This is a genomic window from Frateuria sp. (assembly GCF_035944355.1).
In the GTDB taxonomy this organism is placed as follows: domain Bacteria; phylum Pseudomonadota; class Gammaproteobacteria; order Xanthomonadales; family Rhodanobacteraceae; genus Frateuria_A.
On the sequence record NZ_DASZBH010000004.1, the window covers coordinates 338,753 to 354,636 of the forward strand.

The window sequence follows — 15,884 nt, forward strand, 5'->3', positions numbered from 1 at the left end:
AGGCCCGTCGGAAACAAGCTCAGGCGTCGGACTTGACGATCCGCAGCTTGGCCGCCTCCACCCATGACAGCCCGCGCAGCGCGCGCAGCAGGTCGGGAATGGCGTTGACCCGCCAGTCCTCGCCCAGTTCCAGGTCGGCCTGGGCGGTGCGATTGTGGTAGCCGTGCAGGAGCACGGTGGCGCGGCCGCCGCGATAGCCGGCCAGGGTCTGCTTGAGTTCCTGTTCGAAGCCGGGGCCGATGCCGTTCAACTTGACCCTGAGCGCGCGTGCATGGCGGCGGCAGGCGTCGGCCAGGGTCATCGCGCCGCGCGCGCGCAGCTGGAAGCCGCCGCCGGAGAAATCGTCGATGCGCAGGCCGCCCTCGACGATCAGCATCTCGTCGCGGGTGAGCAGCGGCGCCACCTGCTGGTAGATCTCGCCGAAGAAGCTCACCTCGATGGTGCCGGTGCCGTCCTCCAGCCGCACGAAGGCGTCGCTGTCGCCGCGCTTGCGCACGGCGGTGACCATGCCGGCGACGGTCCAGGGCGTGTCGGGACCGCGGCGGAAACGGTTCTCCTCGCCATCGCTCCTGCGCGGACGCGGCGGCTGGTAGCGCTCGGCGATCTCGCCCAGCGGGCAGGTGGACAGCTGCGCGAGCTCCTCGCGCCAGGGATCGGTGGGATGGCCGGAAAGGTAATGGCCCAGCGTGTCGCGCTCGCCCTGCAGCTTCTGCTCCAGCGGCCATTCCGGCGCGGTGGGCAGCTCGATCTGCACCACCGGCGCGGCGCTGCCCATCAACGCCCCGAACATGTCGTTCTGGCCCGACTGCTTGTCGCGCAGGTGCTGCTCGGCCGCCTTGATCGCGTCGGGCAGCTGCAGCATCAGGCTGGCGCGGGTGGGCGCCAGCGCGTCCAGGCTGCCGGAGAGGATCAGCGCCTCAAGCACGCGGCGGTTGAGCTTGGTCGGGTCGACGCGGCGGCAGAAATCGGCCAGGTCCTTGTACGCGCCGCCGCGCCGGCGCTCCTCCACGATGGCCTCGCAGGCGCCCTGGCCGACGCCCTTGATGGCGCCCAGGCCGTAGCGGATGACGCGCGGCTCGACCGCCACGAACATGAAGTCCGACGCGTTCACGTCCGGCGGCAGGATGGTCAGCCCGATCGCGCGCGATTCGTCCAGGAACGTCACCGCCTTGTCGGTGTTGTCCATGTCCGAGGAGATCGTCGCGGCCATGAACTCGGCCGGGTAGTGCGCCTTCAGCCAGGCGGTCTGGTAGGACACCAGCGCGTAGGCGGCCGCGTGCGACTTGTTGAAGCCGTAGCCGGCGAACTTCTCCATGAGGTCGAAGATCTGGTCGGCCTTCTCGCCCGAGAGCCCGTCCCTGGCCGCACCCTCGCGGAACTTAGCGCGTTCCTTCGCCATTTCCTCGAGCTTCTTCTTGCCCATCGCGCGGCGCAGCAGGTCGGCGCCGCCGAGCGAGTAGCCGCCCACGATCTGCGCCATCTGCATCACCTGCTCCTGGTAGACCATGATGCCGTAGGTCTCTTTCAGGATCGGCTCGACGCGCGGGTCCGGATACTCCACTTCCTCGCGGCCATGCTTGCGCGCCACGAAGCTGGGTATGAGGTCCATCGGGCCGGGGCGGTACAGCGCCACCAGCGCCACGATGTCGCCGAAGCGGTCGGGCTTGGCGTCCTTGAGCATGCGCTGCATGCCGGAGGATTCGAGCTGGAACACCGCCACCGTCTGCGCGCGCTTGAGCAGCTCGTAGGTCGGCGCGTCGTCCAGCGGCAGCGCGGCGATGTCCAGCGGTTGTTCGCCGGCCTTCGCGCGGCGTTCGTTGATCGCCTTCATCGCCCAGTCGATGATGGTGAGCGTACGCAGGCCGAGGAAGTCGAACTTGACCAGCCCGACGGCTTCGACGTCGTCCTTGTCGTACTGCGTCACCATGCCGCCGCCGCCCGGCTCGCAGTACATCGGCGCGAATTCGGTGAGCGGCTTGGGGCCGATCACCACGCCGCCGGCGTGCTTGCCGACGTTGCGGGTGAGGTTCTCCAGCTTGAGCGCCAGGTCCACCAGCGTGCGCGCCTCTTCGTCCTGCTCGTAGAGCTCGCAGAACTCGCGCACGACACGGTCCGGTTCCTTCTTCGACTTTTCCGAGCGGCCCAGCGCGTCGGACAGCGTCAGGTCCAGCGGGCGCGGCGGAATCAACTTGGCGATCTTGTCGACCGCGTTGTAGCCCATGCCCAGCACGCGGCCGGAGTCGCGCAGCACCGCCTTGGCCGCCATCGAGCCGTAGGTGATGATCTGGCTGACGTGCTCGCGGCCGTACTTGCGCGCCACGTAGTCGATCACCTCGTCGCGGCGGTCCATGCAGAAGTCGATGTCGAAGTCCGGCATCGACACGCGCTCGGGATTCAAGAACCGCTCGAACAGCAGGTCGAACTGCAGCGGATCCAGGTCGGTGATCTTGAGCACCCAGGCGACCAGCGAACCGGCGCCGGAGCCGCGGCCGGGTCCCACCGGGATGCCGTTCTGCTTACCCCAGTTGATGAAGTCGGCCACGATCAGGAAGTAGCCGGGGAAACCCATGCGGATGATGACGTCGAGCTCGCGTTCCAGCCGCGCCTCGTAATCGGCCAGCGTGTAGCCGGGCGCCAGCGGGTTGCTGGCCAGGCGCTCGGCCAGGCCCGCGCGCGCGGTCTCGCGGATGTAGCTGTCGAGGTCGTAGCCCTCGGGCACCGGGAAGTCGGGCAGGTAGTAGGTGCCGAACTTGAGCTCCAGGTTGCAGCGCTTGGCCAGCTCGACCGTGTTCTCCAGTGCCTCGGGCAGGTCGGCGAACAGCTTCGCCATGTCGCCCGGGGACTTGAGGTATTGCTGGTCGGAGTAGTCGCGCGGGCGCTTGGGATCGGCCAGCACACGGCCCTGGTTGATGCACACGCGCGCCTCGTGCGCCTCGAAGTCGTCCTGCCTGAGGAAGCGCACGTCGTTGCTGGCCAGCAGCGGCAGCGCCAGCGCGTCGCCCAGCGCCAAGGCGGCGGTGTTCCAGGTCTCCTCGCCCTCGCGGCCGCAGCGGGTGAGTTCCAGATAGAGCCGGTCGGGGAACAGGCGCGCCAAAGGCTGCAGCTTCGCGACACCGGCATCCACGCCCTGGCTCACGGCGACGCGGCCGACCTCGCTCTCGCGGCCGAGCAGCGCGATCAGGCCGCCGGTGGCCTCGCGCGTCAGCCAGGCGGCCTCGACCAGCGCCTTGCCGCCGTGCTGGCCTTCGCGCCAGGCGCGCGAGACCAGGCGCGACAGGTTGAGATAGCCCGCACGGTCCTGGCACACCAGGGTCAGGCGCCACGGCCGCGGATCGTCCGGCGAGCCGATCCACAGGTCGCAGCCGCCGATCGGCTTCAGCCCTGCGCCGCTGCACGCCTTGTAGAACTTCACCAGCGCGAACATGTTGCTGTCGTCGGTGAGCGCCACCGCGGGCATGCCTTCGCGCACACAGGCATCGACCAGCGCCTTGATGCGGATGGTCGAGTCGACCAGCGAATACTCGCTGTGCAGGTGGAAATGGACGAAGCGCGCGGACATCAAGGACTCGGGAGCATCCCCGGGTGAGTCCGTGAAGGCTACGCTGCGGCGCCCGTTTCCCACAAGCTTGACAGCGGGCGGCACTGCTCAGTGGACGAAGAACCGCTCGTTATCCTCGTTCCACTCGACGTAGTGATCGAAGCCGCTGGTTTCCAGTGGCTGGCGGTCGTAGTCGGCATGGGTATGGGCAAGCTCCTCGGCTTGCCGGTGCTCGTTCTGGTCGGGCACCGTGAGCACGGTGCTGGGTGGGGCAAACGGCTTGAGTGCGAAGCGCACGTGGAAGAAGCGGGACAACATGACACGGCTCCTGCGGAGGGGCATCCGCGGTGGAGAGAGGGCGTCCGTGCGAACGCTGGAAGAGGCCGGCTGGCCTTCTTTCCACGAGCATAAGATGCTCCCATCGGAGTAAAAGTTGTATAGACCTCCGACCTATTTTTCAGCCGCGCCCGGCTACCCCGAGCGGCGGCTGCGGGCATTCGATCAATGGCTGCCGGGCGCGGCGGCGGGTTCCTGCAGCAGCGCGTTGATCTCGGCCAGCAAGGGGTTGAGCATGTCCTCGCCGTAACCGACGTGCAGGTGGGCGACGGTGCCGTCCCGGCGCAGCATCACCATCACCGGGATGCCTTGGTCGGCACCGTACTGCTTGCCGATCGCGCCGTAGCGGTCCCAGGTCGCCAGCACGCCGGGTGCTTCCTTGCGGAGCAGACGGCTGGTGCCGCGGAAGGCGTCGCGGTCTTCCATGTAGTTGATCAGCACGACCTGCAGCGGCAGGTGTTTCTGGTCGGCCACGGTCTGCATGCTGGCGAGGGTCGGCATTTCCTTCATGCAGTAGCCGCACCAGGTCGCCCAGAAGCTCAGCACGACGACCTTGCCACGCAACGCGGACAGCTTCACCGTGTCGCCATGCGCGTCTACGCCGGCGACGTCCGGCGCCGCCTGCCCTTCCTGCACGGTTGCGCGAGCCCCGAAGGAAAGCACCAGACCGGCCAGCAACAAGGCCTTGGCACGTCGCATATGTCCCCCTTTGGCCGGTGGCCCGGCCGCGGCCGGTGCGAACCCCTCGCGCCGACCCGTCCATCCTATGTCAGAACAGCCTGCCCTGGTCGAACAGCAGCTTCACCGGCGCAAAGCTGCGCCGATGCACGGGACAGGGGCCCAGTTGTTTGAGCGCGGCCAGGTGCTCGGGCGTGGAGTAGCCCTTGTGGCTGGCAAAACCGTAGCCGGGGTGATGGCCATCCAGCGCGTGCATCAGCCGGTCGCGGGTGACCTTGGCGATGATCGATGCGGCGCTGATCGCCGGCACCAGCGCATCGCCGCCGACGATGGCGCGGCCGGGGCAGGGCAGCTCCCTGGGCAACTGGTTGCCATCCACCAGCGCCTCCTGCGCCGCCAGTTTCAGGCCCGCAACGGCACGGCACATGCCGGCCATGGTGGCCTGGAAGATGTTGATGCGGTCGATCTCTTCCACCTCGACCAGCACCACGTGCCAGGCCAGCGATCGCTCGACGATCTGCGCGTAGAGCGCCTCGCGCCGCGCTTCAGTGAGCTTCTTGGAATCGTCCAGGCCCCTGATCCGGCGGCGCGGGTCGAGGATCACCGCGGCGACCGCCAGAGGGCCGGCGAGCGGGCCGCGGCCGGCCTCGTCGACTCCGGCAACGAACTGGGCGGCCTTCGGGCGGGGCTTGCGCGGGCGCATGGGCGGGCCGGCTTCATCCCGCTCGGCGGCCGGAAGAGGAAGCACGGCGATTTCATCGAGGCCGTCAGGCGACATGGCGGGCCTCCAGCAGTTCGGCCACGGCAGCCGCGGCGCGTTCGCCCGCGCCACCTTCCTCCGTCCCGCGCAGCGTCCGATGCAGCTGTTCGAAGGCGGCCACCACTTTCCCACGCCGTTCGCTGTCGGCAAACAGCGCCAGCGTGGCCGCGGCCAGGTTCGCCGCGGTGCAGTCGTCTTGCATCAGCTCGGGCACCAGCTTTTCCTCGCCCATCCCGCAGGCGCGCGCCAGGATGTTGGGCAGTGCGTAGACGTCAGTCTTGAGCATGTCGAGGGCGCGGGCGATGCGGTAGCTCCAGGGGGACACGCGGTAGCCGACCACCATCGGCCGCTTGGCCAGCATCGCTTCCAGCGTGGCGGTGCCGGAGGCGAGCAGCACCACGTCGGCGGCCAGCATGGCCTCGTGGGCGTGACCGTCGAGCAGGAGCGGCGCCTGTTCGCCTTGCGCAAGCATGGCCCTCAGTCGCGCATGCACCTGCGCGTTGGCGGCCGGGATCACCACGCGCAGGCCGGGCAGGGCAGCGGCCACCCGCTGCGCGGCATCGATGAAGACGGCGCCGAGGCGCTCGATCTCGGAAGGCCGGCTGCCGGGCAGGACCGCCAGCACGGGCGCATCGTGCGGCAGCCGCAGGGCATCGCGCGCACCCGAGCGATCGGACACCAGCGCGAAGCGGTCGGCCAGGGGGTGGCCGACGAAGCGCGCATCGATGCCGTGGCGCGCGTAGATCGGCGGTTCCATCGGGAACAGGCAGAGCACGCGGTCGGCGCTGTGGCCGATCTTCTCCGCGCGCTTCTCGCGCCAGGCCCAGACCGAAGGGCTGACGTAGTGCACGGTGCGCACGCCCGCTTGCTTCAGGCGGCGCTCGACGCCCAGGTTGAAGTCCGGCGCATCGATGCCGACCACCACGTCCGGGCGCGCCCGCAGCAGCCGCTGCAGCAAGGCCTTGCGCAGGCGCAGCAAACGCGGCAAGTGGCGGACGACCTCGGCGAAACCCATCACCGACAGCTCGTGGATGTCGTACCAGGACTCGAATCCCTCGCGTTGCATGCGCGCCCCGCCGATGCCGACGAAGCGGGCATCCGGGTAGCGCCTGCGCAAGGCCGCCACGAGCTCGGCGCCGAGCTGGTCTCCGGAATCTTCGCCGGCGATGAGGGCGATGGTCGGCGTGCCGGGATTCGGGGTTCGGGATTCGGGATTCGACACGGTGCTCACGTTCACTGGATGCCGGCCGGCTATCGACCGATAAATGCAGACAGATCGGCAGCGGCTTCGTGCAACTGCTTTGCGAATCTCCAATCCCGGATCCGAATCCCGGATCCCGGCTCAACGCGCCAGCGAGCGCTCGCTGCGATCGAGGAACTCCAGCATCTCGCGGACGTCGTCGTTGTCCTGGGACTGCGTGGCCAGCTCCTGGCGGGCTTCAGGCATGGAGAGCCCGGCCATGTAAAGCGTGCGGTACGCGCGCTTGATCGCCGAGATGCGCGGAGCGTCGAAGCCGCGGCGCTTTAGGCCCTCGCTGTTGATCCCGCGCGGGCGGCCCTGTTGCTCGTTGGCCATCATCACGAACGGCGGCACGTCCGAACCGACCAGGCAGCCCATGCCGATGAAGGCGTGCGCGCCGACCTTGCAGAACTGGTGCACGCCGGCGTAGCCGGAGATGATCACCCAGTCGCCGATCTCCACGTGCCCGGCCAGCGCCGAGTAGTTGGAGAACACCACGTGGTTGCCGACCTGGCAGTCGTGCGCGATGTGCACGTAGGCGAGCAGCCAGTTGTCGTCGCCGATGCGCGTACAGCCGCCGCCTTCGCCGGTGCCGCGGTTGATCGTCACGAATTCGCGGATCAGGTTGCGATGACCGATCACCAGCTCGGTGCGCTCGCCGGCGAATTTCTTGTCCTGCGGCGCGCCGCCGATCGAGGCGAACTGGCAGATGCGATTGTCGCGGCCGATCCTGGTGGGGCCCTCGATCACCACATGCGGACCTATCGTCGTGCCTTCGCCGATTTCCACCTCCGCACCGATCACGCTGTAGGCGCCGACGGCGACATTGCGCCCGATGACGGCGCCCGGATCGATCTGCGCGGTGGGATGGATCATTTGTCGGACCTCGCCGCGCACATCAGCTCGCAGCTAGCCACTTCCTTGCCGTCGACCAGCGAGCGGGCGACGAACAGGCCCATGCCGCGCATCAGGCGCTTGAGCGAGACCTCCAGCCGAAGCTGGTCACCGGGCACCACCGGCGCGTTGAAGCGCGCGTTGTCGACCTTGGCCAGGTAGAACAGCGGGCTGCCCTGATCGCCCTTCATGCGGCTGGAGATCTGCGTCAGCAGGCCCGCCGCCTGTGCCATCGCCTCGATGATGAGCACGCCGGGCATCACCGGGTGGCCCGGGAAGTGGCCCAGGAAGAAGTGCTCGTTGATGGTGACGTTCTTGAGCGCCACCACGCTCTTGTCCGGCACCAGTTCGATCACGCGGTCGACCAGCAGGAACGGGTAGCGGTGGGGCAGCAGATTCTGGATCTGCTCCACGTTCACCGGCATGTCCCACGTCGAGGGGGTATCACTCATCGTTACTGTCCTTCTCCAGCGCGGCCAGGCGGCGCGCGTACTCATCCAGGTGCTTGAAGCGGGCGGCGTTCTTGCGCCATTGCCGGTTGTCCTGCAGCGGCACGCCCGAGGAATACTCGCCCGGCTCGCGGATCGAATGCGTGACCAGGCTCTTGGCGGTAATGGTAACCCGGTCAGCCAGTTCGAGATGGCCGAGCACGCCGGCGTTGCCGCCGATCTGGCAATAGCGGCCGATCTTCGCGCTGCCGGCGACCGCTGCGCAGCCGGCCATGGCGGTGTGCGCGCCGATCAGCACGTTGTGGGCGATCTGGATCTGGTTGTCCAGGCGCACGTCTTCTTCGAGCACGGTGTCTTCCAGCGCGCCGCGGTCGATGGTGGTGTTGGCGCCGATCTCGCAGTCGTCGCCGATGCGAACGCCGCCCAGCTGGGGGATCTTGACCCAGCCACCCTCATTAGGAGCAGCCCGTTCGAACGCCAGCCCGAAGCCGTCCGAGCCGATCACCGCGCCCGGATGCACCAGCACGCGCCGGCCCAGCGTCACGCGCATGACCAGGGTCACCCGCGCGACCAGCCGCGACTGCGCGCCCACCACGCAATCGGGGCCGACGATGCAGTGGGGTCCGAGGATGACGCCATCTTCCACGACGGCGCCGTCCTCGACCACGCAATGCGGGCCGACGCTGGCGCTCGCACTGACCCTGGCGCTGGTGGCGACCACCGCGCTCGGATGGATGCCGCGCGGTGCGGCAGGCAGGCGCTCGAACAGCGCGGCGAGCCGGGCGTAGGCGACGTACGGGTCGGCGGCCACCAGCGCGGCCGTGGGACAGTCGGCCAGACTGTCCTCGCGCAGCACGACCACGCCGGCGCGGGTCGCCTTCAGCTGCGCCGCGTACTTGCTGTTGGAAAGAAAGCTCAACTGGTCGGGCTGCGCCGAGGCCAGCGTGCCCACGCCGGTGATCCGCCGCGCGCCGTCGCCATGGAAGGCGAGGCCGAGCTTCCCGGCCAACTCGGCCACTGTGTAGTTGTGCTCGCTCATGGGCACTCCGGTTGAGGCGGGCCATTGTAGGTGAGGGCGTGCGGCTGCACGACACCGCAACGACCGATCGGGCCCGCCCAAACGAAAGGCGCGACCCGCAGGCCGCGCCTCGGTTTCATGCCGGCGGCCGGATCAGAACTGGCTGCCGAAGGTGAACTGGATGCGCTCCTCGTAGTGGCGGTCTTCCGGCTTGGAGCGGATCGGCGTGGCGAAGTTGATGATCAGCGGGCCGATCGGCGCCTGCCACTGCAGGGCGATACCCGCCGAAGCGCGCAGCTCGCTGGCGCTGAAGCTCTGATAGTTCTGGAAGGCGTTGCCGACGTCGACGAAGGCGGACACGCGCGCGGTGTTGATGTCCTTGAGGAACGGCAGCGGGATGAATACCTGCGCCGTGCCCAGCACCTTGAACGCGCCGCCGATCGGCTGGGCGTACTGGTAGTAGCCGTTGGAGCAGGTACCGTTGGCGCTGGGCACGCTGGTGGCGCCGGATGCGCCGATGCACACGCGCGGGCCCAGGGTGTTGTCCTGGAAGCCGCGCACGTCGCGCACGCCGCCGGAATAGAAGTTCTCCCAGAACGGGAAGTCGTACTTCTGCCCTGCCACGAAATCGCCGAAGGTGCGGCTGTAGGTCTGGCTGCCGTAGCTTTCGCCGTAGCCGACCTGGCCGTCCAGGTAGAGCACGAAACCGCCGCCGACCGGCCAGTAGTGGTTGGCCTCGCCCATGAACTTCCAGTACTGCACGGTCGAGCCGGGCAGCGCCACCTCGGTGCTGGCCGAAAGCAGGCCGCCGCGGGTGGGGGCCCAGTAACCGTTGCGGGTGTCGTGGTTCCAACCCAGCGTGCCGGTCCAGGTGTGGATGGTCCGGTTGCCGACCGCGTTCTGGTAGTCCACCAGTACCTGCGGGGTGACGCCCGGGAAGGTGTTGATCTTGTTGCTTGACAGGCCCAGGCCCACGCGCAGGCCGTCGGTCTCGCTGATCGGAATGCCGAGGTAGCTGGAGAACGACTTGGTGCTGTTCTCGTAGTTGGCGAAATCGGTATTGCCGTAGTCGGTCTTCGAGTAGGTGGCCGTATAGCCGATGCCGATGCCGTTGTCGGTCAGGTACGGGTTGTAGTAGCTGGCGGTGACGCGCGAGTAGTAGCTCGAATGCTCCGCGCCCACGCTGAAGCTGTCGCCGGTGCCCAGGAAGTTGTTCTGCGACACCGAGGCGTTGAGGATCATGCCCGAGTACTGCGAGTAGCCGATGCCGAACATCAGGCTGCCGGCGGACTGCTCCTCCACCTTCACCGTCACGTCGACCTGGTCCTCGGTGCCGGGAACGCGCTGCTTGTCGATGTCGACCTTCTTGAAGTAGCCAAGGCGCTGCAGGCGGATCTTGGAGCGGTCGAGCGCGGCCTGCGAGTAGAAGGTGCCTTCGAGCTGGCGCATCTCGCGGCGCAGCACGTCGTCCTCGGTGCGGGTGTTGCCCTGGAACACCACGCGGCGCACGTACACGCGCTGGCCCGGCTCGATGTAGAGGGTCAGGTCGACGGTACGCTTTTCCTTGTCCAGCTTCGGCACCGGGGTGACCTTGGCGTAGGCGTAGCCGATATTGGCCAGGATCGCCTTGATCGCGTCGGAACTGGCTTCCACCGCCTTGCGGTTGAAGGTCTGGCCCTTCTTGATGAAGACCAGCTGGCGCAGCATGTCTTCGGGAAGGATCAGCTCGCCCAGCAGGTGGACGTCCGAAACGGTGTAGATCTCGCCTTCCTTGACGCTCGCGGCGATGTACATGGAGCGCTTGTCAGGGGCGATGGTGACCTGGGTGGAGTCGATGCCGAAGTCGGCGTAGCCGCGGTCCATGTAGTAGGACTGCAGCTTCTGCAGGTCGCCGGAGAGCTTTTCGCGCGAGTACTGGTCGTCCTTGGAGTACCAGGACATCCAGTTGGTGGTGTCCGATTCGAAGTCCCCGCGGATCTGCTTGTCGGTGAACGCGGTGTTGCCCACGATGTTCAGCTGCTTGATCTTCGCCGCCTTGCCCTCGCGGATCTCGATGTCGATCGCCACCCGGTTGCGGTCCAGGCGCGTGACGTGCGGATCGACCGAAACGTTGTACTTGCCGCGGTTGTAGTACTGGCGGACCAGCTCCTGCCGCACGCGGTCCAGCGAGAGGCGGTCGAAGGTCTCGCCCTCGGACAGGCCGATCTCCTTCAGGCCCTTGCGCAGGTCCTCTTCCTTGATGTCCTTGTTGCCGCGCAGCGAGAGCTTGGCGACCGAGGGTCGCTCGACCACCTTGATCACCAGGATGTTGCCCTCGCGCGAGAGTTCCACGTCGCTGAAGAACTTGGTCTGGTAGAGGGCCCGGATCGCGCGCGCGGCCTCGTCGTCGGTGAGGCGGTCGCCCTTGTTGATCGGCAGGTAGTTGTAGACCGTGCCGGCCGAGATGCGGTCGAGGCCATCGATGCGGATGTCGGAGACGACGAACGGCTCGAACGCCAGGGCGTTCGCGGAGAGTGAGGCGAGCAGGAGCAGGGCGGCGATACGCTTCATCGTCGATTCCGGTGGGTTATTCCGACGGGCGGCCTTGCGAGCCGTTCCGAGCATGGGCCTTGTGAGGGAGGAGCCGAGCCCCGTCCCGGAACGCATCCGCACCCGCCCGGGGCGTCGCCGCCGCCGGTAGGCCGATAGCCGCGGGGAAGGGCGGGCGCGTCACGAAAGCAGGGTGCGGTGTATGTCGTTGTAGAACGCCAGCCCCATCAGCGTGAACAAAAGGACCAGGCCGATGTACTGGCCGATCATCTGGGTCCGCTCGCTTACCGGGCTGCCTTTGACCAACTCGATAAGGTAATACAGCAGGTGTCCGCCGTCCAAGACGGGGATCGGCAGCAGGTTGAGGATCGCCAGGCTCAGCGACACCAGCGCCAGGAAGTTGAGGAACCAGGGCAGGCCCATCTGCGCCGACTGGTTGGCGACCTGGGCGATGCCGATCACGCCGGAGAGGTTGCGGGTGGAGGCCTGCCCGCTGACCATCTTGCCGATCATGGTGAAGGTCTGGCGGGTGCTGTCCCAGGTGGCCTGCAGCGCGGCACGCAGCGCCCTGGCCGGGCCGTAGCGGCGCACCGCCCTTTCGGCGCCCACGCCCACCGACCACTGTTTCGGGCTTCCTTCCAGCGACTCCCACCGCGCCAGCACGGGCAGGTGCAGCAGCTGCCCGTCACGCCGCACGGTGATGTCCAGTTGCGGCGACTTGGGCGCCGCCTCCTTCACCGCCTTGGCGAACGCTTCGAAGTCGGCCAGCGGCGTGCCGTTGACGGCCACCAGGACGTCGCCGACCCGCATGCCGGCGCGGCCGGCCGGCTGGTCCGGCATCACCTGGCCGGCGATCGCGGGGAGCGGCCCGAGTTTCAGGCCCAAGCTGTCGAAGTACTGGTCGATGCTGCGCCCGGCCGGCAGTTCCTGCAGCGGCAGCACCACGTCGCGTTGCCTGCCGTCGCGTCCGCGCACGACCAGCGGCAGCGGTTCGCGGCCGAGCAGGGCGGTGGCGACGTCGTCCATCGCATCGCTCATGGTGGTCACCGGCTCGCCATCGACGCGCAGCAGGCGATCGCCGGCCTGGATGCCCGCCTGGGCGGCCATGCTGCCCGGCGTGGCGGTGACCACGGGCGCGGCGTCCGGGCGCCCCAGCATGAACATCAGCCACAGCGCGGCCACCGCGAAGACCAGGTTGAAGCCCGGGCCGGCGACCACGATGGCGATGCGTTTCCACACGCTCTTGCTGGTGAACTCCACCTCGCGCAGGGCGGGGTCGACCTCGCCCTCGCGCGCGTCGAGCATCTTCACGTAGCCGCCCAGCGGGATCATCGCGACCTGGTATTCGGTGCCGTCGCGGCCGATCCGCCTCCAGACCGCCCGGCCGAAGCCGACCGAGAAGCGCAGCACCTTGACGCCGCAGCGGCGTGCGACCCAGTAGTGGCCGAATTCGTGAAAGGTCACCAGCACGCCCAGCGTGACCAGCAACCAGAACACCGAGCCGAAGAAGGGATTCATCGAAAACCTGGGGAAAACTTCTTTGATGGTGCGAGCTTATCAGCAAGCCGTGCGCAACTTGCGTCGCGCGGCGGCACGCGCCTGCGCATCGCGTTCACGCAGGGTCGGGACATCGACCACGGGCTGGGGCGGCAGTTCCGCAAGCACGCCCTCGACCAGGTCGGCGATCGAGAGGAACGGCAACGCGCCGGCCAGGAAGGCTTCCACTGCCACTTCATTGGCCGCGTTGAGCATGGCTGGCGCGTCGCCGCCCTCGCGCAGAGCCGCGAAGGCAAGCGCCAGGCAGCGGAAGGTCTGGAGGTCCGGCTGCTCGAAGGCCAGCGCTGCGCAGGCGGTGAGGTCCAGCGGGGCCACGCCGGCCTCGATGCGCTCCGGCCAGGCCAGCGCGTGGGCGATCGCCGTGCGCATGTCGGGATTGCCCAGCTGGGCCAGCACCGAGCCGTCGACGTACTCGACCATCGAGTGGATCATGCTCTGCGGATGTACCACCACCTCGATGCGTTCGGGCGCGGCGCCGAACAGGTGGTGCGCCTCGATGACCTCCAGGCCCTTGTTCATCAGCGTTGCCGAGTCGACCGAGATCTTGCGGCCCATCACCCAGTTGGGATGCCTGCAGGCCTGCTCGGGGGTGACGCCGGCGAGCTCGGCGCGGCTCCTGCCGCGGAACGGGCCGCCGGAAGCGGTCAGGATCAGCCGCCGCACGCCCTTGGCATCGAGCTCGGGCCGGCCCCCGGGCAGGCACTGGAAGATCGCATTGTGTTCGGAGTCGACCGGCACCAGCACGCCGCCGCCCTCGCGCAGCGCGGCCAGCAGCAGCTCGCCGGCCATCACGATCGATTCCTTGTTGGCGAGCAACAGGCGCTTGCCCGCGCGCGCGGCGGCCAGCGTCGATTCCAGCCCGGCGGCGCCGACGATGGCGGCCACCACCGTGTCGCACAGCGGACCCGCCGCCGCGGCGGTGATCGCCCCGGCGCCGCTGGCCACCTCGCAGCGCACGCCGGCGGCGGCGAGCCCGCGGGCGAGGGCGGCTTCCAGTGCCGGGTCGGCGATGATCGCCAGTTCCGGCCGGTGCGTCGCGCACAGCGCGACCAACGCCTCGACGTTGCGGTGGGCCACCAGCACGCTGGCGCGGAAACGCTGTGGGTGGCGGGCGATCACGTCCAGCGTGCTGCCGCCGATCGAACCGGTGGCGCCCAGCACGGCCACGCGTCTGGGCATCTGGGCAGTTGCAGGCACCGTACTCATAGGCCCAGCAGCAGCTTGCCCAGCGCGAACACCGGCACCGCGGCGAACACGCTGTCCATGCGGTCGAGCAGGCCGCCGTGGCCGGGGAACATGCGGCCCGAATCCTTCACCTTGGCGTGGCGCTTCATCAGGCTCTCGACCAGGTCGCCGACCACCGAAGCGGCCACGGTGAACACCGCCAGCAGCGCCAGCCCGAGCAGGCGCCAACCGGTCGCGCCGAGCAGCCATCCGCCGATCACGGTGACCAGCGCACCGGCGACGAATGCGCCGTACACGCCGGCCCAGGTCTTGCCCGGGCTGATGTTCGGCGCGAGTTTGCGCTTGCCCAGGAAGCGCCCGCTGAAATAAGCGCCGATGTCGGCCGCCCACACGATGAGCAGGGCGAGCAACGTCCACCAGTGCCAATGCCCGGGCGGTTCGCTGCCATGGATGGTCAGCAGGCCGACGAACGCCGGCAACAGCACGAAGGCGCCGGCCAGCAGCTTGAGGTTGCGGTTCTCTGCGGTGGGCGCGGCGGCGAACGCGAAGTGGTTCAGCCACAGGCACGCCAGAGCCCACCAGGCCACGCCGACCACCAGCATGAATGGCCAAAGCGGAGAGGCGCGCAGCCACCACAGCAGCGCAAGCACGGCCAACGTCACGCCGAGCAGTACGCCCCGCGTGCGACGGCTGCGCAAGCCGGAAAGTCGCGCCCATTCCCACAGTGCGGCCAGCACGGCAAGCGCGACGATCGGCGCCAGCAACCAGGTCGGCGAGAGCAGGACCACGAAGATCACTACGGGCGCGAACAGGACGGCGGTGAGGGTGCGTTTGAGCAGCATCGAGGATCCTTCGGTTATCGCCCGATCATACGGATCAGGCGATCTGCTCGCCGGTACGCCCGTAGCGGCGTTCCCGACGGGCAAAGTCCTCGATGGCACGGGCCAGGCATGCCTGGTCGAAGTCTGGCCACAAGGTATCGGTGAAATACAGCTCCGCGTAGGCGATCTGCCAGAGCAGGAAGTTGCTGACGCGCACCTCGCCGCCGGTGCGGATGAAAAGATCCAGCGGCGGCAGTTCGGCCAGGCAGGTATAGCCGCCGAAGCGCGCCTCGTCGATGTCCTCGATGCGCAATTCGCCCTGGGCGACGGCAATCGCCGCCTGGCGCGCGGCATGCACGATGTCCCAGCGGCCGCCATAGTTGACCGCCACGTTGAGCGCTAGCTTGAGGTTGTCGGCGGTGCGCGCCATCGCCAGTTCCATGCGCTTGCGCAATGGGGCGTTGAACGCGGCGAGGTCGCCGATGAAGCGCAACCGCACGCCCTGCTCGTGCAGCTCGTCGACCTCCTTGTCCAGCGCGCGCAGGAACAATTCCATCAGGGCGCCGACTTCCTCGTCCGGACGGCGCCAGTTCTCGCTGGAGAAGGCGAACAGCGTGAGCGCCTCCACACCCTGGCGCAGGCAGCCTTCCACGACTTCACGCACCGCCTTGCGGCCGGCGTTGTGGCCGAAGCTGCGCGGTCGCAGGCGCGCCTTCGCCCAGCGGCCGTTGCCGTCCATCACGATGGCGATGTGGCGGGGGATGGTCATGAGTGTGCGCGACTAAGTCCTTCTCCCCTCCGGGGAGAAGGTGGCCCGAAGGGTCGGATGAGGGGCCGGGGCTCGCGGAGGAGTTTGCTCGTGCGGGCCTGGGCGGAGGT

13 protein-coding genes are annotated in these 15,884 nt (G+C 68.3%); all 13 read right to left on the bottom strand.

Features of this window, described 5'->3' with window-relative positions:
• Positions 1-19: 19 nt before the first annotated feature.
• The 13 genes from dnaE to uppS all read right to left on the bottom strand — a co-directional run bounded on the left by dnaE (position 20) and on the right by uppS (position 15,774).
• Positions 20-3,562, bottom strand: coding sequence for a DNA polymerase III subunit alpha (gene dnaE / locus VGU03_RS02645; protein WP_327478384.1), 3,543 nt, complete (start codon positions 3,560-3,562; stop codon positions 20-22).
• Positions 3,563-3,646: 84 nt separating this feature from the next.
• The gene (locus VGU03_RS02650; RefSeq protein ID WP_327478385.1) at positions 3,647-3,856 is read right to left on the bottom strand and encodes a hypothetical protein; all 210 of its coding nucleotides are present in this window, start codon (positions 3,854-3,856) and stop codon (positions 3,647-3,649) included.
• A 183-nt stretch (positions 3,857-4,039) separates the two neighbouring features.
• On the bottom strand, positions 4,040-4,573 hold the full coding sequence (locus VGU03_RS02655; RefSeq protein WP_327478386.1) for a TlpA disulfide reductase family protein: 534 nt from the start codon (positions 4,571-4,573) through the stop codon (positions 4,040-4,042).
• Between the two features lie 70 nt (positions 4,574-4,643).
• A complete protein-coding gene (rnhB, locus tag VGU03_RS02660) occupies positions 4,644-5,255 on the bottom strand; it encodes a ribonuclease HII (RefSeq protein ID WP_327478500.1) in 612 nt (203 codons plus the stop codon).
• A gap of 64 nt (positions 5,256-5,319) precedes the next feature.
• Complete coding sequence (lpxB, locus tag VGU03_RS02665; protein ID WP_327478387.1) at positions 5,320-6,543, bottom strand: lipid-A-disaccharide synthase; 1,224 nt, start codon at positions 6,541-6,543, stop codon at positions 5,320-5,322.
• Positions 6,544-6,654: 111 nt separating this feature from the next.
• Complete coding sequence (gene lpxA, locus VGU03_RS02670) at positions 6,655-7,428, bottom strand: acyl-ACP--UDP-N-acetylglucosamine O-acyltransferase (RefSeq protein ID WP_327478389.1); 774 nt, start codon at positions 7,426-7,428, stop codon at positions 6,655-6,657.
• A complete protein-coding gene (gene fabZ, locus VGU03_RS02675; protein ID WP_327478391.1) occupies positions 7,425-7,898 on the bottom strand; it encodes a 3-hydroxyacyl-ACP dehydratase FabZ in 474 nt (157 codons plus the stop codon). The genes lpxA and fabZ overlap by 4 nt, the downstream gene beginning before the upstream one ends.
• Entirely contained in the window at positions 7,891-8,934 is a 1,044-nt protein-coding gene (gene lpxD / locus VGU03_RS02680) for a UDP-3-O-(3-hydroxymyristoyl)glucosamine N-acyltransferase (RefSeq protein ID WP_327478392.1), read from the bottom strand. Before lpxD ends, fabZ begins: the two co-directional genes overlap by 8 nt.
• Before the next feature lie 132 nt (positions 8,935-9,066).
• Positions 9,067-11,463, bottom strand: a complete 2,397-nt coding sequence (bamA, locus tag VGU03_RS02685; protein WP_327478393.1) for an outer membrane protein assembly factor BamA — start codon at positions 11,461-11,463, stop codon at positions 9,067-9,069.
• Positions 11,464-11,622: 159 nt separating this feature from the next.
• A complete protein-coding gene (gene rseP, locus VGU03_RS02690) occupies positions 11,623-12,960 on the bottom strand; it encodes an RIP metalloprotease RseP (RefSeq protein ID WP_327478395.1) in 1,338 nt (445 codons plus the stop codon).
• A gap of 39 nt (positions 12,961-12,999) precedes the next feature.
• Positions 13,000-14,178 (bottom strand): 1-deoxy-D-xylulose-5-phosphate reductoisomerase, encoded by a 1,179-nt coding sequence (locus VGU03_RS02695; RefSeq protein WP_327478397.1) that lies wholly within the window; start codon positions 14,176-14,178, stop codon positions 13,000-13,002.
• A gap of 23 nt (positions 14,179-14,201) precedes the next feature.
• On the bottom strand, positions 14,202-15,026 hold the full coding sequence (locus tag VGU03_RS02700; RefSeq protein WP_327478399.1) for a phosphatidate cytidylyltransferase: 825 nt from the start codon (positions 15,024-15,026) through the stop codon (positions 14,202-14,204).
• A 34-nt stretch (positions 15,027-15,060) separates the two neighbouring features.
• On the bottom strand, positions 15,061-15,774 hold the full coding sequence (gene uppS, locus VGU03_RS02705) for a polyprenyl diphosphate synthase (protein ID WP_327478401.1): 714 nt from the start codon (positions 15,772-15,774) through the stop codon (positions 15,061-15,063).
• Between the last annotated feature and the right edge of the window lie 110 nt (positions 15,775-15,884).